Genomic DNA, 19923 nt, shown 5'->3' with positions numbered 1-19923 from the left:
ATGCCCGAGGCGTACGTCGTTGAGGCCGTGCGGACAGCGGTCGGCAAGCGCAACGGAGCACTCGCCGGCGTGCATCCGCTCGACCTGGGGGCCGGCGTATTCCGAGGCCTGTTCGAGCGCGTCGACGTCGACCCGGCTGCGGTCGAGGATGTGATCGTCGGTTGTGTGGACGCCGTCGGCGGACAGGCCGGCAACATCGGCCGGCTGGCCTGGCTGGCCGCGGGGTACCCGGAAGAGGTTCCCGGCGTCACCGTCGACCGGCAATGCGGCTCCAGTCAACAGGCGATTGCCTTTGGTGCACAAGCGATTATGGCGCAGACAGCCGACATCATCGTGGCCGGGGGAATCCAGAACATGAGCCAGATCCCGATCTCTTCGGCCATGGAGGTCGGCAAGCAGTTCGGTTTCAGCTCGCCGACTGCCGAGTCGAAGGGGTGGCAGCACCGCTACGGCGACGAGGAGATCGCGCAGTTCCGCGGCGCCGAAATGATCGCCGAGCGGTGGAATTTGTCCCGTGAGGAGATGGAGCGGTTCGCGCTCAGCAGCCACGAGCGTGCGTTATCCGCAATCAGATCAGGACATTTCGACAACGAGATCGTGGCGGTGGGCGACTTCCGCCTCGACGAGGGGCCTCGTGAGACATCACTGGAAAAAATGGCGGGACTGCCGACCCTCGTCGACGGCGGCCGGCTTACCGCGGCGCTGGCCAGCCAGATCTCCGACGGCGCCAGCGCGGTGCTGCTGGCCTCCGAGCGAGCCGTCAAGGACCACAACTTGACCCCGCGGGCGCGCATTCACCACGTCAGTGCACGCGGCGCCGATCCGGTGTTCATGCTGACCGGCCCGATACCGGCCACCCGTTATGCGCTGGAGAAGACCGGGCTTTCCATTGACGACATCGACGTCGTGGAAATCAACGAGGCATTCGCGCCGGTAGTTTTGGCCTGGCTCAAGGAGATCAAGGCCGACCCGGAGAAGGTCAATCCCAACGGCGGTGCGATCGCGCTGGGTCATCCATTGGGAGCCACCGGCGCAAAGCTGTTCACCACCATGCTCAACGAGCTCGAGCGCGTCGGTGGTCGCTATGGATTGCAGACCATGTGCGAGGGCGGCGGCACGGCCAACGTGACGATCATCGAACGCCTCTGACCTTCGGGGCGCCGAGTGTGAACCACGCGACGCTTCGTCGGCGTGTCGCGTCGCGGGATGCACAGTCGGCGCTCGGCGTCGTGGGGCTGTCGGTGGGTGCTGTCACTATTCGGCCATGAGCGACGTCCCGTGGCCCTTTCTCGGTTCGGAGGCGTTGGCCACCAGGGCCATTCCGGAGCGGACCATGCGGCTGGTCTACGAGTCCCTCTACCCGGGCGTCTACGTCCCGTCCGGCGCCGAGCTGATCGCCAGCCAGCGCGCACGCGCGGCATGGTTGTGGTCGCGGCGGCGCGGCGTGGTCGCCGGTAATTCGGCGGCGGACTTACTCGGCGCGAGGTAGGTGGACCCGCGGGCGCCGGCCGAGTTGGCGCATGACAATCGACGGCCGCCGGCTGGTATCACCGTGCATACCGAGACGGTGCTTCCCACCGAGATCTGACGGTCGACGGAATCCCGCTCACCAGCCCCGCCCGTACGACCTTCGACGTCGGGCGGCGCGCGGCAACCCGGTTGTGGGCGGTGCAACGGCTCGACGCGCTGGCCAACGCGACCGATGTCAAGGTCACCGAGGTGGTGGCCGTCATCGCCGACCGCCCGGGCGCGGGGGGTCTGGCTCGGCGGGTGCTGCCCCTGGTCGACGGCAGCGCGGAGGCCCCGCAGGAGACGCGAACTCGGGTGGTGCTGATCGACGCGGGCCTGCTAGACCGCAAACACAGCTCAGGGTGTTCGACGAGTACGGGGATTTCGTGGCCCGCATCGATATGGGCTATGAGGAGTTGCGGGTCGGCATCGAGTACGACGGGCCCCAGCACTGGACCGACCCCGGGCAACGCGACCGGGACATCGACCGCTACACCGCACTGCTTGACCTGGGCTGGACGATTATCCGGGTCAGCGGTGAGCTGCTGCGTTATCGGCGGGGCACATTCGTCGGCCGCGTGGTTGCGGCGATGCAAGCAGCCGGCTGGCGTCCATGAACCGCCGAACCTGAACGCGTCAATGTCAACCGGTCAGCGTGTGGCCAGGATCAACGCCATACCCCCGAGGGCCAGCAACCAACTCGCGAAACTGCCCACCAAGAAGTATTCGGTCACCTCGTCTATGCCAACCTCCCCATTGCGGCCCTTCTGCGCGCTCAATTCGGGAAACCGAATAAGACCCTTCGCCGCGACGACCGCCCCGGCGGCCCCCACCTGCCCGCCCAGGCCGAGGCTGAGGATCAGCAAGCGCTCCATGGGACCCAGCACCCGGCCGCCCTTCAGCTTGTCCGAGGGCTGCGGCTGACCTGCCGGACGCACGGCTCCCACCGCGCCGAGCACCAAGCGGATCAACTGATTGCCGGTCGCCAGCTGGAGCAGCACCACGCCGACGACCATCAGCAGCCGGGTAGGCGTGACGGTGCCCAACGGCAGGGCCACCCACTGCGCCCAGCGGGCGGCAACGCCACCCGCGTGAGATCCCAACCCGGACAGGGTGGTTAGCACCGCAAGCCCGACCACCATGACGGCCAGCGCACGACGCTGGTGCTTACCGGTGCGCTCGCTGCGCAGGCACGACACCTCCCAGGCCACCGCCGCCAGCGCCGCCAACCCCAGGGGCACGATGTCGCGGGCGTGCCACAGCCCGCACAGCGCCGCACAGGCCACCACCACCGCCGGTCCGGTGACCAGCGGCAACCACACCGCCCTCGATAACCGCCGCCACCCATCGGCGATGCCAACAGCGATCAGCAGTACCGCGACGGCGCTCACGTGATACTCCGAAGATATTGGGCGGCAAGGACAATCAAGTCCAAACCGTCACGGCTTGCGCGCTGGGACACCGCCGACGCGCTGATACCCTCGGCTACGGCGAGTTCCTTCTTGGTCAGCCCGTCCATCAAGCCCCTCACAATCCGCAATGACCTTTCATCGAGCGATCCAAGCAGATGGTCCCGACAAATCAGCGCCGCGTTGACCGCCGCGACATCAGAGCGGGCATCATCCGGCGCCCGAAATGTGGTCCGCACCAGCGCAAAGCCGGGCCGCTGCTGGATGTCGGCGGTATGACGGATGGCGTCTCGCGCCGCCCACCACGCCGGGCCGTCCTGGATCCCGGCGTCCGCGTCGAGGATGGTGACCGCGCCCCACCCTATCCCGAAACGGACGTCGACCTCGGGGGCCAGCAGCAACCGCACTCGCATTGCGGCGTCGATGGCGGCGCCGACAGTAGGGTAGCTGCCCTGGAACTCGTCGCCGACGGTGAACGCCGGTGCGTCGATCGCGCCGTCGGCGGCCTGCCGCAAAGCCGTTGCGGTTCGGGTATGCAGCGCCGAACGGTCAGCGGCGCGGCGGGACCCGACCACGTCGCCGATCATCGTGGCCCGAAGTGAAGCCCAATTCTTCAGAGCATCCATGTGAACATAATAGCTTAACTTCTGTCTGATTAAGCTATCAGCTAAAGAGCCTCGGGAGCGCCTAGCGGTCGTAGTCGACGGATACGAACGGGGTGATGGGGTGCGACTGGCAGGTCAAGATGTAACCGGCGTCCAGCTCGGCCTGGCCGAGAGCGAAGTTGTGGTCCATCTCGACATTGCCGTCGATCAGCTTGGCCCGGCAGGTTCCGCATGCACCTCCCATGCAGGCGTACGGCGCGTCGTCGCGTACCTGCAGCGCCCCTTCCAAAATCGAGTCACCAGGCACCAGGTCGAACGTCGCCGTCTGTCCGGACAGCGTGAACGTGACGGTCGCTGCCTCATAGGAACGTTGGGGTGCCTCGGACGTGTCATAGCCGTAGAACAGCTCGAGGTGAATGTGCCCCGGGTCCACGCAATGTTCAATCAGCGACTCACGCACCGCGACGGTCATTTCCATTGGGCCGCAAATGAACCACTCATCGACGCTGTCCGGCTGCAGGCTGCCGGTCAGCCACTTGTTGAGCTTTTCGGTGTCGATGCGGCCCCGCAGTTCCGGAGTGTGCAACGGCTCGTTGGACAGCACATGCAGCACCTCCAGCCGGTCGGCGTAGCGCGACTCCAGGCGGTCAAGCTCGGCGCGGAACATGGTGGATTCCTTGGTGCGGTTGCCGTAGATCAGCGTGAACCGGCTTTCGGTCTCGATCTCCAGCGTGGTCGCCAGGATCGACAGCACCGGGGTGATCCCGCTGCCCGCCACCAGGCCCACGTAGTGATTGCGGTTCAGCGGGTGCAGCGGGGTGCCGAACCGGCCGGTCGGAGTCATCAGCTCGAGCACGTCGCCGGCCTTGAGTTCGTTGGCAACGAACGTCGAAAAAGCGCCTCCGGGAATGTGTTTCACGGCAATCCGCAACTGGGCACGGGTGGCCGGAGCGCAGATCGAGTAGTTGCGCCGAATTCCTTGGCCGCCCAGATCGGTACGCACGGTCACATGCTGGCCCGGCTCGAAGCGAAACGCGTCCTGCAGCGCTTCGGGTACCGCGAACGTCACCAATGTGCTGTCGGCGGTGATGGGGTCGACCGAGGCGACCGGGATGCGGTGCAACACCGCGTGAGGGGAGCTGGACCGGGCCGGCATCCGCACCGGCAACAGCTTGGCGAGCCGGCCATTGAGCTGCTTCCATTCCCGGAACTGGTCCGGATTCAGTTGCTGGCCAAAGACTGTCGAGATCGCCGCATTGCGCTCCAGGTAGGCTTCTTCGTTGCGCTTCCACGTCCGCAGGTACCGGTAGAACGGCACCGACGGGTGCAGATGGTGCACCAGGTGGTAGTTCTGCGACAGCAGCACCGGGGTGAACAGCCACTCCGCGCCGACGCGGTTGCGGGTCGCCCGGTACCGGTTGCTGCGCTGGGTGTCCTCCAGCCCGTGGTGGGGCAGCCAGTCGAACCACCATGCCAGCACGGTGAGTCCGATGCGCTGCGGGATCAGGAACACCACCGCAAGAGTCCAGAAATTTCCGGTGGCGATGGCGACGGCAAGACCGGCGACGCTCAGGGTGAACATCACCAGCGTCTCGGCGACTTCGGCGACGGGTCGGCTGCGGGCCCGGGGCAGGTAGTACTTGAGGTAGAAGTATTCGACCATCGGCCAGCGCAGCGGCAGCAGCCATGGCGAGCCGTGCGACGCGAACGTGTCCGGGTCCTGTTCGTCGTCGTTGGAGTGCCGGTGGTGCTGGATGTGGATGTACCCGAACGACGGGAAGGCGACCACCGGCCCGACAAAAAGCCACGCCAGTCGTCCGAACAACCCGTTGACCCAGCGGGTCGAGCTGATCGAGTAGTGCGACGCGTCATGCACGACGGTGAACATCACGAAGGTCACCGCGGCGTTGACCGGAATTGTCGCCCAGAACGGCACCCAGCCGTTGATGTACCCGACGGTCGACAGCACGAATGCCGTCAATGCGCCCAGGAAGATCCCGACGGTCGGCACCGCGAGTCTGGGTACCGACTCCCCGGGATCGGGCAGGGCATGATGTGCGGATGAGTCGGGTGCCGCTTGGTCTACGGTGCCGATGGTCGACATAGCTGAAGTAGCGTAGTCGACACGCGTCAACTACTCCACCAGCGTTGACGCTGCACGCAGATCAGCCGCAACTCACGGCGCGTTGAGCACCAGCGCCAGTGATGCGACGTTGAGCGTCAAGAAGCCGATGGCGAGGGCGAACTGGGGGCTGTAATCGCGGGCGAGTAGGTGTGTGTAGATGGCGCATACGAAGAACAGGACGAGCCCGACGGCCGCGGCGACACCGACCGGCCGTAGTCCGGCCACGCCAACCGCCAAGCCGATCGCGCCTGCGGTCTTCAGCGTGCCGATGGGGAAGGTGAGCCACGACTCGGGGACGCCCGCCCTGGCCATGCCGGGAAGTATCGGCTTGAAGTGAAGCAGAGCGGCTACCCCGGAGAAACCGTTGGCCGCAACAGCGCCCAGTGTGACAGCGACGTAAGTGGGTGTCATGGTAGGAATTCCGTTCTGCTAGTAGGCGATACCAATGACCTGCCGGACCGTCGCGGATTGATCCAGCGCGGTCAGCATCAAGTGCGCGACGTCGGCGCGAGATATCGCCGAGCCGCGAGGGACATTGCCGCCCAATACCGTTCGATAGCTTCCGGTCAGCGGCTTGTTTGAGAGTTTGGGCGGCCGCACGACGGTCCAAGCGATGCGGCTGCGCCCCAACTCGGCTTCCATCTCGGCAAGGTCGGTATAGACGTTGCGCAGCACCGTGGTGAGGATCGGCAGGACCACCGTGCGCGTGAGCAGACTTTCGCCGGGGGGCACCGGCCCGACCGGGGCCGCACTCACCGCGACCAGTCGCTCGACGCCGGTAGCCTGCATGGCTCGCACGATGCTGCGGGTACTGGTCGCGGCCACCGCAGTGTCTTTTCGGCCGTGCGGGCCTACCGCCGACAGCACCGCGTCGCTTCCCCGCAGCGCTGGCCGCAGCAGCGTTGGTTCTTCCAGCCCCGGCACGGTGCTTACCGACAGCCCGGGGCTGGTGATCGGCAGTCTGGCGGCATCGCGAACCACCGCATTGACGGAATAACCGCGTTGCAGTGCTTGTGTTACCAGGTGTTTGCCAACGCCGCCGGTGGCGCCGAAAACGGTGATCTTCATCTGGCCTCCAAAGGATTACGGTTCGTCGACGCGCTCGAGACGCGATCGACCAATCCAAAGACTATCACTAACTGAGACAATCACAAACGGTGCATCAGCTACTTGCACATCCCAAGACCATCACCTACAGTGACAATCATCAACGATGCTTACAGGTTGGGAGGGGCTATGAAACTGGTGATCTTCGGAGCGAACGGCCAGACGGGTCGGCTGGCGACCGCGCTGGCTTTGGCGGCGGGACACCACGTCACCGCGGTGACACGCCGGCCGCTCGAATTCCCGATCGCCGGAGCGCGGTTGACGGTGGCTGCTGCCGATGCGCGCGACGCGACGGCGGTCGCGCCGATTGTGCACGACGCAGCCGCGGTGGTCTCGGTGCTGGGAGCGTCATTCACACGCGAGCCGGTCGACACGTACTCGGTCGGCACCCGCACCATCGTGGATGCGATGCGAAATGCCGGCGTGCCACGCCTGGTGGTCGTCAGCTCCACCGCGGCGTATCCGATGCGGCGCCGCAATGCACCCGTGTCGCTTCGGTTCATCGAGCCGGTCATCAGCCGCACGGTCGGTAAGACGGTCTACGACGACATCCGGCGCATGGAAACCGTCGTCCGCGGTAGCCGTCTTGATTGGACAATCGTCCGCCCGTCGGGTCTATTCGACCTACCCGCCCCGACAAAGTACGTGTCCGGAAGCGTCGACCCGGTGGGTGCGTTCACCGCTCGGATCGACCTGGCGGACTACCTGGTGGCGATCGCCGCCGATACCTCCACGGCGGGCCAGACCGTCGTCGTCTCGACTACCGAGAACACCCCGAGTCTGTGGCAGATGATCCGCCGGGAAGCCGGCTGATTTCCGGGGCGTTGCCCTGCCGAAAGTGCTTGACCCACCACGCTAACGGAGGTGAATCAGTGACGTCGTGCACCGACATCAGCCCTGCTGCTACGTCAACGCGACGAGTTCCGGGCCGGTTTGAAACTAGTTCCGGTTATGCCGCGGTGCTGTCCAGCGGGTTGTTCGCGGGGTTCCTGGTGACCGTGGCGGTTTTCGAAAGTAGTTTGCGCGGTCTCGGGGCGTCGGTCTACACCCAGGTGCGGCTGATCGAACTCGACCGGCTCGGCGGCCTTGCCGCATTGCTGCTGGTGCCTGCCATTGCGGCGGCTGCGGCATTGACAGTGTCGGTGACCAGGCGGCGCGGCAGCGGCAGGTGGCTGGCGTTGATGGCATTGCTGCTGTTGCTGACTGCGCTGGTGATCAGCGCGGCCATCAGTGTCCCGATCAACACCGCGCAACAAGGCTGGTCGGTGCTGGCGCCACCGGGCGACTGGTCGGCAGTGCGCGATCGCTGGCAGGCGGCCCACGTTGCCCGCACCACCAGCGCCGTACTGGCGTTCGTGCTGCTGGCTGCGGTCACGACGCCGCGGCGCCGCAACCCGGAAGGGACTCAATCATGACGACGGTTGTGGTCACTGGTGCCACGGGCAATGTCGGGCGACCGCTGGTCACCGAACTGGTCGAGGCTGGAGCGACCGTCCGCGCCGTCACTCGCCAGCCTGGCACTGCCGGCTTTCCCCGCGGTGTCGAGGTGGTGACCTCGGCTGCCGAGGGGCTTCGGGGAGCCGACGCGGTCTTCCTCAACTCTCGCGCACTGGCCGATGACCTTGCGACGGTCGTCGACCGCGCCGGCGACGAAGGCGTGACACGCCTGGTGGCTCTCTCGGCGATCAACGCCGACGACGACTTCGCGATCCAGCCATCACGCTTCCGCGGCGACCGCAACAAGGAGGTCGAACAGCTGGCCATCGAGTCCGGTCTTTCGTGGGTAAGTCTGCGGCCGACAATGTTTGTCTCGAATCTGGCTGGAATGTGGTCGACACAGCTGCAATCCGGTGATGTGGTCGCTGGGCCGTATGCCGCCGCCTCGAGCGCCCCGATCGTCGAACGGGACATCTCGGCGGTGGCCGCGCAGGCCTTGCTGACCGACAGGCTTGTCGGCCGAACGGTTGAACTGACCGGGCCCCAGGCGTTCACCAACGCGCAACTGCTGGCGACGATCGGCACGGTGGTGAACCGGCGGCTGCGCTATCAGGAGGTTTCGGTGGAGCAGGTGCGCAACAGCTTTGTCGCACTGGGGTTTCCGACCGCATTTGCGGATGCCTATATCGGTTTCCTTGCGGCCACCGTCGACAAACCAGCCGCGGTAACACGCGAGATCGACAAAATCTTGGGCCGCCCGGCTCAATCGTTCGCCGCCTGGGTCGCCGACCATCGGGCACTGTTCACCAGATCGCAAGGAGGTTAACCATGACCGCACCACAAGATTTCACCTTCGAAGCCGCTTACCGTGGTGAGGTGCCCAGCCTAGGCGCCGGTCCCAAGCCGCCGTGGAGCATCGGCGAACCGCAGCCCGAGCTCGCCGCACTGATCGAGCAGGGCAAGTTCCACGGCGACGTCCTCGACGTGGGCTGCGGCGAGGCGGCGATCTCGATCCGCCTGGCCGAACTCGGTTTCACGACAGTCGGTCTCGACCTCTCGCCAAGCGCCATTGAGCTGGCCCGGGCCGAGGCCGCCAAACGCGGGTTGACCAACGCTACCTTCGAAGTCGCAGACATCAGCGACTTCGCCGACTACCCGCCGGGATCGGAGGGCCGGTTCGGCACCATCGTCGACAGCACGCTGTTTCACTCGATTCCCGTCGAGGCGCGCGAGGGCTATCTGCAGTCGATCGCTCGCGCCGCCGCCCCCGGGGCGTCATATTTTGTGCTGGTTTTCGACCGCGCAAGCATGCCCGACGGCCCAGCCAACGCCGTCACCGGCGAGGAACTGCGCACTGCCGTGGGAAAGTACTGGGCGATCGACGACATCAAACCGGCCCGGCTGCACGGCAACCTGCCGGAGAGCTTCTCAGCACTGCCGCTGGGTGACCTGCGCGATGAACCACATGGACGCAAGTCGGTACCAGGCTGGTTGCTCAGTGCGCACCTGGGCGCGCGTTAGCTGGCAGCACCCCGCGCATTCATGAACCATGGCGCCGACGCCACCAGCACACGGCGGGATGCATAACCACTTGACCTTGACAGGGGGATCAAAGCGATGATTTCGATTCTCAACGCGCTGAGGCGATTATGGATACCCCTGGTCGTCGTGGTAGCGATGGCGACCAGCGGTTTCACCGTCTATCGACTCCACGGAATCTTCGGCGCTCACAGCATCTCAGCGGCCAGCGGCGAAAGTTTCGACCAGATCGTACCGTTCAATCCCAAACGGGTGGAGTACGAAGTTGTTGGCCCGCAAGGGACTAGCGGAAGCATCAGCTACCTGGATGAGAACGCCCAGCCGCAGCGCGCCGGCTTCACGACGCTTCCCTGGACACACACTTTCACCACGACCATTCCGGCCGTTTTCGCCAATATCGTTGCGCAGGGAAACAGCAACACCATCGGATGCCGCATCACCGTGAACGGCGAACTCAAGGAACAGCAGTACGCCAACGAAGTCAACGCCCAAACCTTCTGCCTGGTGAAGTCCGGATGAGCGACCAGAATTCGGCCCGAACGTTCCTCGCGCGGGCCACTCGCGTGCTGGCAGTGCCGATCATCCTGGTATGGCTGGCACTGACCGTAGTCAGCAACGCCGTTGTCCCCCAGTTGGAAATCGTCGGCAGGCACCACTCGGTTTCCTTGACCTCCCAGGATGCGCCGTCGACGATCGCGATGAAACGCATGGGCGCTGCGTTTCGCGAATTTGATTCCGACAGCGTGGCGATGATCGTTCTGGAAGCCGATGCACCACTGGGCGACGCCGCGCACCGCTACTACGACGATCTGGTTCGCCGACTCGAGCAGGACGTGAAACACGTTCAACACGTCCAGAACTACTGGGGTGACCTGATCACGGCGGCAGGCTCGCAGAGCGCCGACGGGAAATCTGCCTATGTGCAGTTGAACCTCGCCGGTGATGTGGGCCAGCCGCTGGGGAACGAATCCGTCGAGGCGGTCCGAAAGATCGTCTCGCGGTCCCATCCGCCGGCCGGGGTGCGGGCCTACGTGACCGGCCAAGCACCGCTTACCACCGACCTGACCGATGCCGGTGAGAAGAGCTTGGTGAAGATCACCGTGATCACCCTTGGGGTCATCGCCGTCATGCTGCTGATCGTGTATCGGTCCATCGGGACCCTGCTGACGGTGCTGACGGTGGTGGTGGTCGAAATGTCCGCTGCGCGAGGAGTTGTCGCGGTAATCGGAAACACCGGCATGCTGGGGCTGTCGACCTTCGCCACCAGCCTGCTCACGTCATTGGCGATCGCCGCCGGCACGGACTACGCAATATTCCTCGTCGGGCGATACCAGGAGGCGCGTCAGGCCGGCGAAGATCGCGAAACCGCCTACTACACCGCATACCGCGGGGTCTCCCACGTGATCTTGGGATCGGGACTGACCGTTGCGGGCGCAATGCTGTGCTTGCACTTCACCAGACTGAACTACTTCAGTTCCATGGGCATACCCAGCGCCATCGGTCTGGTCGTGGTCGTCGCGGCGTCGCTCACGCTGGGGCCGGCTGTCCTTACCGTGGGCAGCCGTCTGGGCCTGCTCGACCCGAAGCGAAAGATCAAGACGCGACGATGGCGGCGAGTCGGCACCGCGGTCATCAGGTGGCCGGTCCCCATTCTCGCCGGGGCAACAGCGATCGCCCTCATCGGCTTGCTCGCCCTGCCCGGATATCGGACGAACTACAACGATCGCCGCTACATCCCCGGCGATTTGCCAACCAATGTCGGATACGCGGCCGCGGAACGCCATTTCGGCGCGGCGCGAATGAACCCCGACATGTTGTTGGTGGAGACCGACCACGACTTGCGTAATCCGAGCGACATGCTCGTGTTGGACAGGATCGCCAAGAATATATTCCGGGTGCCGGGTATCGCCAGAGTGCAGAGCATTACGAGGCCGCTGGGCGCCCCGATCGAGCACAGCTCGATACCGTTCCAGATCGGCATGCAGTCCGTCTCCACGACCGAAAACATGCAATTCTTGAAGGACCGCATGGCCGACATGAAAAAGATGAGCGACGACTTCGGAATAATGGTTGCGGCGATGGAGCGCATGATGGATCTGATGCGCCAGCTTGCCGACACCACACATCACATGGTCGGCGACACCGAGCAAATGCAGGCCACGACCAACGAGATGCGGGACCATCTGGCCGATTTCGATGATTTCTTCCGGCCGCTACGGAGCTACTTCTATTGGGAGAAACATTGCTTCAACATACCGATCTGCTGGTCGATGAGATCGGTGTTCGACGGTCTGGACGGCGTGGACGAATTGACCGACAGCCTCGGCTCGCTGTTGAACGATGTGAAGAGCATGGACGCGGTAATGCCGCAGCTACTCGACCAGCTGCCACCGATGATCGCCGTATCAAAGAGCATGCAGACAACGCTATTGACCATGTACAGCAGTTTCGACGGGATGATCACCCAGATCGAGCGGATGACCGATACCGCGACCGCTATGGGACAGGCGTTCGACGCGGCAAAAAACGACGACTTTTTCTACCTGCCTCCGGAGGCCTTCCAGAATCCGGATTTCCAGCGCGGGCTCAAACTGATGGTCTCACCGGACAACAAGTCCGCACGGATCATCATCACCCACGACACCGACCCGGCGACACCGGAGGGGATCTCGCATGTCGACGCCGAGCTCCAAGCAGCACGCGAAGCGGTGAAGGGTACGCCGCTGGCGGGTGCGCGATTCTATCTTGGCGGTACCGCCGCGACGTATAAAGATATACAAACCGGCGCAAAATGGGATCTCCTGATCGCAGCGGTAGCCGCGATAACGCTGATTTTCATCGTCATGCTGGTGCTTACCCGCGCGCTGTTCGCCTCCGTCGTGATCATCGGGACGGTGGTGCTGTCACTCGGCGCGTCATTTGGTCTCTCGATCCTGCTTTGGCAATACATTCTCGGCATCGAACTGCATTGGATGACGCTGGCGTTTTCGGTGATCGTTTTGCTGGCTGTCGGATCCGACTACAACCTGTTGGTGGTGTCCCGGTTCAAAGAAGAAATCGGCGCGGGACTGAAGACCGGAATTATCAGATCCATGGGGGCCACCGGGGGTGTGGTAACGGCAGCCGGCCTGGTGTTCGCCGTCACGATGGCCGCCATGGTGACCAGCGAGCTACGCGCAATCGGGCAGGGCGGCACCACGATCGGGCTGGGATTGCTGTTCGACACCTTGGTAGTGCGTTCTCTGATGACACCATCGATTGCCGCGCTACTGGGGCGCTGGTTTTGGTGGCCGCTAGCGGTCCGAAGCCGCCCACCGCGGGCTGATAACGCGTCAACACCGCCTCGGCAACGGCCAGCCGAGCCGGAACTGGCCCTAAGCGGATATCGGGAAATATGATGCACCGCAACAACATTGATTATGCCAGCCGGCGCGCCCCGACCATAGGACTTGCCGCCGGCCTCGCCGCTGCGGTGGCCGCCGTGGGACTCGTCTTCGCCGCGCCCGCGTCCGCAGATGTCGATACCGATTTCTCAGATCAACTGCGCGCATACGGTATCTACGGCTCTCGCGACTACAACGCTTGGATAGCGAAGATCACCTGCGAGCGACTGGAGCACGGTATCGATGCCGACGCCGATGGGTCGGCGGGGTTCGTGTCCGACAACCTTCCCCGGGGTAGCACCACCGCGCAAGCCTGGCAATTCCTGGCCGCCGCGGTCGGCAGTTACTGCCCGGACCGGGCAGCGGTCCTGCGGCGCGCCGCGGAACGGCAGCGCTGATGTCCGCGGGCATTCTAAATCTAAAACGTATGCCGGAAAGGATGTTTGATGAGCAGTCCGGATCGCAGCAACCGCCGTCACAATGGAATCGGGGTGATCATGGCGATGCTCGCCATGGGCGCCGGCATCGCAGGAGCGCCCGGTATCGCGTCGGCCGACGCAACCGACGATTACCCGATACCCCACCGGATGATCGTCACGACGTGTACAGCTGAACAAATCATGTCCGCCGCGCGAGATGTGGAACCCGTCTACTACGAGCGGTACCTGATTGACTACCATAACCATTCGCCGGAGATTCAGCAGGCAACCCGCGACCAGATGCACTGGTTCTATTCGCTCGATGCCGCCGCCCGGCGAGCGTATTCGGAGCAGTTGGTGACGCACTTCGCCGATCCACTTACCGTGGCGTGGCCCAATTACGCCAAGCTGTTCTTCAACAACAAGGGCGTCGCCGCGCACACCACCGACATCTGCGGAGAATATCCGTCGAACGACCAGGCTGCCTGGAACTGGTAGCGCCGCACCGGACATTGCACTCCCGACGCCACCTGCCCAACGGCATCCGAAGGGTTATTGCTAACCGCGGTCAGACATTCGAGGATGAACTCCTGGGATGAGTCCGGCTCCGGCGGCCATGCGCTGCAAGAGCTTTCGGAGTGTGTCGCGTTCGTTGGATGACAGCGCCGCAGACATCTCTTCGTCGAGCTCCCGACCCGATTCATCGAGAGTAGGGAGCAGGCGGCGACCCTTGTCGGTCAGGGTTACCGCGAATGCCCGCCGGTCGTCGGGGTGCCGCAATCGCTTGACCAGCCGCCTGCGCTCCAGATCGTCGATGACGGTCACCATCACGTTGCGGTGGATCCCCAACCGCGCTGACAGCTGGCGCTGAGATTGACCATCGTCGGATGCCAGCGCCAACAGCACCGCATAGGACCGTGGTTCCACTCCGGTGGGAGCCAGTCGGCGATGGAACTCCGCATCACTGTAGGAACCCAGTTGGGAGAGCAGAAACGCAATGCGTTCATCCAACGCGGTAATGCCCAAACGACTTTCAGCCATTTATGAAGGTTAGCACCTAAATTTGATCGTCAGCGTCAATGATAATCAATACGGCCCAAAGACGCTGTTAGTCCGCGACCAGCGCCGACGCCGCTCGCAGGTGCGCGACGGCGTCGCGCACGATCGACTCGATCAATTCCGCGCACGACGGCAGGTCGTCGAGAATGCCCGCAACCTGACCCGACGCCAGCACCCCGGCATCGGTGTTGCCGTCGACCAGGCCGGCCTTGAGCAGCATCGGGGTGTTGGCCGCCATCACCACCTGCGACCACGTCAACTCCTTGCCGTGGCGCATGGCCAGGCCGTCGCGGATCATCGATCGCCAGCTCGTCTTCGACATCTTCTTGAATTTGCCGGCGTTTCGCACCGCCGCGATGAAACCCCTTATCCGCGAACCGCTTTCCAGTTTCTCGACCAGACCGGTGCGCAGCACCCGGTGCGGCATGCCGTCGACGCGGGTGGTGACGACGGTGCCGTCCAGTGCGGCCTGAAGATAGCGCTGTTTGACCGCGTCGGGCACGGTGGAATCCGACGTCAGCAGAAACCGGGTGCCCATAGCGACCCCAGCCGCGCCATAGGCCAGTGCTGCGGCCAGACCGCGCCCGTCGAAGAAACCGCCCGCGGCGATCACCGGGATGCCGGTGCCCTGCACGGCATCCAGGACCGACGGCAGCAACAGCGTGGTCGCCACCGGTCCGGTGTGGCCGCCGCCTTCGCCGCCCTGCACGATCATCGCGTCGGCACCCCAGGCCGCGACCTTGCGGGCGTGTTTGGCCGCGCCGATCGACGGGATGACGACCGCGCCGGCCTCTTTAAGCCGAGCGATCAACTCGGGTTTGGGCGCCAGGGCGAAGGAGGCGACCTTGACACCCTCGCGGATCATCAACTCGACGCGGTCCGGGGCGTCGGCGGCGTCGGCGCGGATGTTGACCCCGAACGGCTTGTTCGTGGCGGCCTTGACTTTGCCGATGGCCGTCGCCAATTCGTCCAGGGTCATGGTGGCCGACGCCAGGATGCCGAGGCCGCCCGCGTTGGCGGTGGCCGACACCAGGCGGGCGCCGGCCACCCAGCCCATGCCGGTCTGCACCACCGGATGCTCGACGCCGACCAGCTCGGTCAGCGGGGTCTTGAGCCGCACTATCGAATCTCTCTATCGCGCAACGCCTTCGGATCGATGACCTCGCGGATGAGCCGCAGCTCGTCGTCGGTCGGTTGCCGGGATTCACCGGCGCCGCCAAGCCCGTGCACCTCGAACGAGGTGGCTTCGCGGACCTCGTCGGGCGATACCCCGGGGTGCAGGGACACCGCGCGCATGGTGTGGTCCGGGCCGCCGAAGTCGAACACGCCGAGGTTGGTCACCACCCGGTGCACGTTGACGAACCGGAATGCCGGATTCCCGGGGTCGACCTTGTCGTAGCCGATGCCGGAGACCACGTCGACGGCGTCGACGAACACCCGCTTCGAGTGATTGCCGACCCAGTAACTGGTGGCGTGATTGATGGTGTTGCCCGGCGATCCGCGGACCCCGAACATCTGCCGGGTCGGGTGTTGCAGCGGCCCGAACGCCGAGATGTTCTGATTGCCGTAGCGGTCAACCTGATTGGCGCCCATCACCACATGCCGTCGGCCCCAGGCCAGCGTCTCGAATACCCGGCCGAACGGCATCCAGCCCTCGACGGCGCCGGTCTTGCCCAGCGGCGGAGTATCGGCGAGCAGCTGCGCCTCGCCGTCGGTGAGCAAGATGTCCGGGGAAAAGGTAAGCCGCGCCAGCCGCGCCCCGACCGAGGCCATGGTGGTCATCGGACTGATCATGATTTCGCCCGCGTCCCGGAACAACTCGGCGCAGGCGACTGCGCAGATTTCGGCCCGGGTGCTCATGACGACGCTCCAAACTCGCGTATCGCGGCCTGGTAGTCGTCTTCGCCGCCGGAAAGGTAGTTGGCGACGAACTCCCGCCAGCCGTCCTCGGTGGACGCCGCCTCGGCATAGTGCCGCTGGAACTTCTCGTCGCGGCCGTAATCCGGTGCGGCGGTGGTGAAGTGGGCCCCACCGGGCGCGTCGACCACCGCGTCGACCATCATCCGGTTCACTAGTAGGGCCTGCGGTGGAACGGCCTTGACCAGCTCCTCGGTGGAGACGATGCGTTCGACCGACAGGAACCGCTTTTCGGCGGCCATCAGAAAGAGGTCGTCGAAGTAGGGGTCGATGCCGGTGTAGGCCGCATTGCCGTGGCAGTCACCGAGATTGAGGTGGGCGAAGGCGGCGTCCAGGCGCAGCGCCGGCATGGCGATGAGGGTTTCGTGCGGGCCGCCGGGGGCCGGGTAGGGACTGGTCACGGTGGCCAGCTCGCCCTCCCAGAAGTCCGGAACCGAGCTGCCCAGGCCGGCGCGGATCGGCAGAAACGGCAGCCGCTGGGCGGCTGCCTGAAGCCCGCACCGTAGCATGCCTTCGTCCATTTCCCGGGCTTCGATGGCGCCGCTGGTCCGGGCTTTGGCGAACCAGGGGTCGTAGAACGGCGGCGAGTCCAGTGAGACGAACCCGTAGTAGACCCGCTTGACCTTCCCGGCCGCACATAGCAGTCCCAGGTCCGGTCCGCCGTAGGTGACCACGGTGAGGTCGGTGACATCGGTGCGCAGCATGGCGCGCACGAAAGCCATGGGTTTGCGCCGCGAACCCCAGCCGGCGATGCCGATGGTCATGCCGCTGCGCAACTGCGCGACGGCGTCGTCGAGCGTGGTTCTCTTGTCGGGCACTATGCGCCGCTCCTCATCCTCGCTTCGCTCTGCATCGTCGCCGGCGGCTATGACTTCTTCACGAACGCGTCGCGGTGCTCGTCGGACACCCCGGCCAGGTTGAGCTCGAAGGTAAATCCCTGTTCCATGCGGTAACTCGAGTTGACCCGTTGCACGTCGATGAAGTTCAGCGCCTCCTTGGCGGCGCGGATGACCCGGGTGTCCTTGGCGGCGATGTCACGCGCCACCCGCAGGGCCGCCTCGTCGAGTTCGGCGCGGGGCACCACCTCGTGCACCGAGCCGAAGTGGTGCAACGTGGCGGCGTCCACGGTGGTGGCGGTGAAGAACAGCCGCCGCATCATGTGCTGCGGCACCAGCCGCGACAGATGAGTGGCGGCACCGAGCGCGCCGCGCTCCACCTCCGGCAGCCCGAATCTGGCGTCGTCGGAGGCCACGATGACATCGGAGTTGCCGACCAGGCCGATGCCGCCGCCCACACAGAATCCGTTGACGGCGGCGATCACCGGCACCGCGCATTCGTAGACGGCGCGGAATGCGGCAAAGCAGCCGCGGTTGGCGTCGATCAGCGCGGTGTACCCCTGGGAAGCTTGAGTGCGCTGCATTTCCTTGATGTCCACACCGGCGTTGAAGCCACGGCCCGCGGCGCGCAGGATCACCGCGTGGGTTTCGGGGTCGGCGCCCGCGGCCGTGATGACCACGGCGAGGTCGAACCAGCCGCGTGACGGGATGGCGTTGACGGGCGGGTAGTCGACGGTGACCGCGACTATGCCCGGCTCCAGGGTGGCGGATGTGATTGGCAATTGGCACTTCCTGTCGAGAACCCGGGTACCTGAGCAAGCACTTGCTTGGTACGCTAGCACAGTGACCCGTGCCGACGCAGGCCCTCTGGCCGGAGAAGCCATCAATCTAGGTCTGGCCGGGCGGGTGGTGTTGGTGACCGGCGGTGTTCGGGGGGTAGGCGCCGGCATCAGCGCGGTCTTCGCCGAACAAGGCGCGACCGTCATCACCTGCGCACGACGAGTCGTCGAAGGTCTGCCGTATGAGTTCCACGCCTGCGACATTCGCGACGAGGACTCGGTGGGCCGGATGATGGGCGCCATCGCCGAACGCCACGGCCGCCTCGACGTGTTGGTCAACAACGCGGGAGGGTCGCCGTACGCGCTGGCGGCCGAGGCCACGCACAATTTTCACCGCAAGATCGTCGAACTCAATGTGCTTGCGCCGCTGCTTGTTTCGCAGCAGGCTAACGCGCTGATGCGACAGCAGCACCGCGGCGGGGCGATCGTGAACGTCTGCAGTGTCAGCGGTCGGCGTCCCACTCCGGGGACCGCCGCATACGGGGCGGCCAAGGCTGGGCTCGAAAACCTCACTGCCACACTGGCCGTGGAATGGGCTCCGCAGGTCCGGGTCAACGCGGTGGTGGTCGGCATGGTCGAGACCGAACAATCCGGGTTGTTCTACGGAGATGCCGAGTCGGTTGCCCGCGTCGCCGCCACCGTGCCCATGGGCCGGCTGGCGAAACCCGTCGACGTCGGTTGGGCCGCAGCGTTTTTGACGTCCGATGTGGCTTCGTATATCAGCGGCGCCACGCTGGAGGTGCACGGCGGCGGGGAACCGCCGCCGTATCTGGCCGCCTCGAGCGCCAACAAGTAACTAATCAAGGAGTCAGGGTATGGGTTTGGTCGACGGGCGGGTGGTGATCGTCACCGGAGCGGGCGGCGGTATCGGTCGCGCGCATGCGCTGGCCTTCGCGGCCGAGGGCGCGCGCGTGGTGGTCAACGACATCGGGGTGGGGCTGGACGGTTCACCCGCAAGCGGCGGCAGCGCGGCGCAGGGCGTGGTCGACGAGATCACCGCGGCCGGTGGCGAAGCGGTCGCCAACGGATCCGACGTCTCGGACTGGAACCAGGCGGCCGGCCTGATCCAGACCGCCGTCGAAACCTTCGGTGGCCTCGACGTTTTGGTGAACAACGCCGGCATCGTGCGCGACCGGATGATGGCCAACACCAGCGAGCAGGAGTTCGATGCCGTCATCGCGGTGCACCTCAAGGGCCACTTCGCCACGATGCGGCATGCCGCGTCATATTGGCGGGGACTGTCCAAGGCGGGGAAAGCCCCGGAAGCTATTGACGCCCGGATCATCAACACCAGCTCCGGTGCGGGCCTGCAGGGAAGCGTCGGGCAGGGCAACTACAGCGCCGCCAAGGCGGGCATCGCGGCGATGACACTCGTCGGCGCCGCGGAGATGGGCCGCTACGGCGTTACCGTCAACGCCATCGCACCGTCGGCTCGGACTCGCATGACCGAGACCGTCTTTGCCGAGATGATGGCCAAGCCCGACGAGGGTTTCGACGCGATGGCGCCGGAGAACATCTCCCCGCTGGTGGTGTGGCTGGGCAGCGCCGAAGCCCGCGACGTCACCGGAAAGGTGTTCGAGGTCGAGGGCGGCATCATCCGAGTCGCCGAGGGCTGGGCGCACGGCCCGCAGGTCGACAAGGGCGCGCGATGGGATCCCGCCGAGTTGGGGCCCGTCGTCGCCGACCTGCTGGCCAAGTCGCGGCCACCGGTACCGGTTTACGGGGCCTGATTGCCAATG

At 65.1% G+C, this 19923-nt stretch carries 21 protein-coding genes and 1 pseudogene; 12 read left to right on the top strand and 10 right to left on the bottom strand.

Annotation, left to right across the window (positions count from 1 at the left end; all coding sequences use genetic code 11):
* Together fadA6 and B4U45_RS11325 are read left to right on the top strand one after the other, a co-directional pair.
* Complete coding sequence (gene fadA6, locus B4U45_RS11330) at nucleotides 1–1149, top strand: steroid 3-ketoacyl-CoA thiolase FadA6 (protein ID WP_075547620.1); 1149 nt, start codon at nucleotides 1–3, stop codon at nucleotides 1147–1149.
* 115 nt (nucleotides 1150–1264) lie between these two features.
* A pseudogene (locus B4U45_RS11325) lies at nucleotides 1265–2126 on the top strand (endonuclease domain-containing protein).
* Between the two features lie 33 nt (nucleotides 2127–2159).
* Here B4U45_RS11325 and B4U45_RS11320 read toward each other — a convergent pair.
* The 5 genes from B4U45_RS11320 to B4U45_RS11300 form a co-directional block, all read right to left on the bottom strand.
* A complete protein-coding gene (locus B4U45_RS11320; RefSeq protein WP_075547621.1) occupies nucleotides 2160–2900 on the bottom strand; it encodes a hypothetical protein in 741 nt (246 codons plus the stop codon).
* A complete protein-coding gene (locus B4U45_RS11315; protein WP_083044204.1) occupies nucleotides 2897–3544 on the bottom strand; it encodes a SatD family protein in 648 nt (215 codons plus the stop codon). The genes B4U45_RS11320 and B4U45_RS11315 overlap by 4 nt, the downstream gene beginning before the upstream one ends.
* A 61-nt stretch (nucleotides 3545–3605) precedes the next feature.
* On the bottom strand, nucleotides 3606–5627 hold the full coding sequence (locus tag B4U45_RS11310) for a fatty acid desaturase (RefSeq protein WP_075547623.1): 2022 nt from the start codon (nucleotides 5625–5627) through the stop codon (nucleotides 3606–3608).
* Between the two features lie 72 nt (nucleotides 5628–5699).
* Nucleotides 5700–6059, bottom strand: a complete 360-nt coding sequence (locus B4U45_RS11305; protein ID WP_075547624.1) for a DoxX family protein — start codon at nucleotides 6057–6059, stop codon at nucleotides 5700–5702.
* An 18-nt stretch (nucleotides 6060–6077) separates the two neighbouring features.
* Nucleotides 6078–6716, bottom strand: coding sequence for an NAD(P)-dependent oxidoreductase (locus B4U45_RS11300; RefSeq protein ID WP_075547625.1), 639 nt, complete (start codon nucleotides 6714–6716; stop codon nucleotides 6078–6080).
* A gap of 168 nt (nucleotides 6717–6884) precedes the next feature.
* On the opposite strand from B4U45_RS11300, the gene B4U45_RS11295 reads away from it, so the two are divergent.
* The 8 genes from B4U45_RS11295 to B4U45_RS11260 all read left to right on the top strand — a co-directional run bounded on the left by B4U45_RS11295 (nucleotide 6885) and on the right by B4U45_RS11260 (nucleotide 14031).
* Nucleotides 6885–7568, top strand: coding sequence for an NAD(P)-dependent oxidoreductase (locus B4U45_RS11295; protein WP_075547626.1), 684 nt, complete (start codon nucleotides 6885–6887; stop codon nucleotides 7566–7568).
* Nucleotides 7569–7627: 59 nt separating this feature from the next.
* Nucleotides 7628–8170: an anthrone oxygenase family protein gene (locus tag B4U45_RS11290; RefSeq protein WP_198044609.1), complete on the top strand. Its 543-nt coding sequence runs from the start codon at nucleotides 7628–7630 to the stop codon at nucleotides 8168–8170.
* Nucleotides 8167–9018, top strand: a complete 852-nt coding sequence (locus tag B4U45_RS11285; RefSeq protein ID WP_075547627.1) for an NAD(P)H-binding protein — start codon at nucleotides 8167–8169, stop codon at nucleotides 9016–9018. The genes B4U45_RS11290 and B4U45_RS11285 overlap by 4 nt, the downstream gene beginning before the upstream one ends.
* A 2-nt stretch (nucleotides 9019–9020) precedes the next feature.
* Nucleotides 9021–9713, top strand: a complete 693-nt coding sequence (locus B4U45_RS11280; protein WP_075547628.1) for a class I SAM-dependent methyltransferase — start codon at nucleotides 9021–9023, stop codon at nucleotides 9711–9713.
* A 156-nt stretch (nucleotides 9714–9869) separates the two neighbouring features.
* Nucleotides 9870–10250, top strand: coding sequence for an MmpS family transport accessory protein (locus tag B4U45_RS11275; protein WP_240316518.1), 381 nt, complete (start codon nucleotides 9870–9872; stop codon nucleotides 10248–10250).
* Nucleotides 10247–13129: an MMPL/RND family transporter gene (locus B4U45_RS11270; protein WP_075547630.1), complete on the top strand. Its 2883-nt coding sequence runs from the start codon at nucleotides 10247–10249 to the stop codon at nucleotides 13127–13129. Before B4U45_RS11275 ends, B4U45_RS11270 begins: the two co-directional genes overlap by 4 nt.
* Complete coding sequence (locus B4U45_RS11265; protein WP_082275459.1) at nucleotides 13129–13512, top strand: DUF732 domain-containing protein; 384 nt, start codon at nucleotides 13129–13131, stop codon at nucleotides 13510–13512. Before B4U45_RS11270 ends, B4U45_RS11265 begins: the two co-directional genes overlap by 1 nt.
* Before the next feature lie 99 nt (nucleotides 13513–13611).
* A complete protein-coding gene (locus tag B4U45_RS11260) occupies nucleotides 13612–14031 on the top strand; it encodes a DUF5078 domain-containing protein (RefSeq protein WP_089025014.1) in 420 nt (139 codons plus the stop codon).
* Nucleotides 14032–14091: 60 nt separating this feature from the next.
* Here the strand turns inward: B4U45_RS11260 and B4U45_RS11255 are convergent, their stop codons facing one another.
* From B4U45_RS11255 to echA20, 5 genes are all read right to left on the bottom strand, one after another.
* Nucleotides 14092–14574: a MarR family winged helix-turn-helix transcriptional regulator gene (locus B4U45_RS11255; RefSeq protein WP_075547632.1), complete on the bottom strand. Its 483-nt coding sequence runs from the start codon at nucleotides 14572–14574 to the stop codon at nucleotides 14092–14094.
* A 67-nt stretch (nucleotides 14575–14641) separates the two neighbouring features.
* On the bottom strand, nucleotides 14642–15712 hold the full coding sequence (gene ipdC / locus B4U45_RS11250) for a (3aS,4S,5R,7aS)-5-hydroxy-7a-methyl-1-oxo-octahydro-1H-indene-4-carboxyl-CoA dehydrogenase (protein WP_089025010.1): 1071 nt from the start codon (nucleotides 15710–15712) through the stop codon (nucleotides 14642–14644).
* Nucleotides 15712–16452 carry a cholesterol ring-cleaving hydrolase subunit IpdB gene (ipdB, locus tag B4U45_RS11245; RefSeq protein WP_075547634.1) on the bottom strand — a complete coding sequence of 247 codons (741 nt, stop codon included), beginning with the start codon at nucleotides 16450–16452 and terminating at the stop codon, nucleotides 15712–15714. Before ipdB ends, ipdC begins: the two co-directional genes overlap by 1 nt.
* Nucleotides 16449–17327 carry a cholesterol ring-cleaving hydrolase subunit IpdA gene (ipdA, locus tag B4U45_RS11240; protein WP_075547635.1) on the bottom strand — a complete coding sequence of 293 codons (879 nt, stop codon included), beginning with the start codon at nucleotides 17325–17327 and terminating at the stop codon, nucleotides 16449–16451. Before ipdA ends, ipdB begins: the two co-directional genes overlap by 4 nt.
* A gap of 47 nt (nucleotides 17328–17374) precedes the next feature.
* Nucleotides 17375–18127, bottom strand: a complete 753-nt coding sequence (gene echA20 / locus B4U45_RS11235; RefSeq protein WP_075547636.1) for a (7aS)-7a-methyl-1,5-dioxo-2,3,5,6,7,7a-hexahydro-1H-indene-carboxyl-CoA hydrolase — start codon at nucleotides 18125–18127, stop codon at nucleotides 17375–17377.
* Between the two features lie 85 nt (nucleotides 18128–18212).
* Between echA20 and B4U45_RS11230 the strand changes: the two genes are divergently transcribed.
* Together B4U45_RS11230 and B4U45_RS11225 are read left to right on the top strand one after the other, a co-directional pair.
* Nucleotides 18213–18980: an SDR family oxidoreductase gene (locus B4U45_RS11230; RefSeq protein WP_241780265.1), complete on the top strand. Its 768-nt coding sequence runs from the start codon at nucleotides 18213–18215 to the stop codon at nucleotides 18978–18980.
* Between the two features lie 19 nt (nucleotides 18981–18999).
* Complete coding sequence (locus tag B4U45_RS11225; protein ID WP_075547638.1) at nucleotides 19000–19914, top strand: SDR family oxidoreductase; 915 nt, start codon at nucleotides 19000–19002, stop codon at nucleotides 19912–19914.
* Nucleotides 19915–19923 lie beyond the last annotated feature (9 nt).

Origin of the sequence: Mycobacterium persicum, assembly GCF_002086915.1 — a bacterium.
Lineage (GTDB): Bacteria > Actinomycetota > Actinomycetes > Mycobacteriales > Mycobacteriaceae > Mycobacterium > Mycobacterium persicum.
The sequence above is the reverse complement of the archived record's forward strand: the minus strand, read 5'-3'. Positions and strand labels throughout refer to the sequence as shown.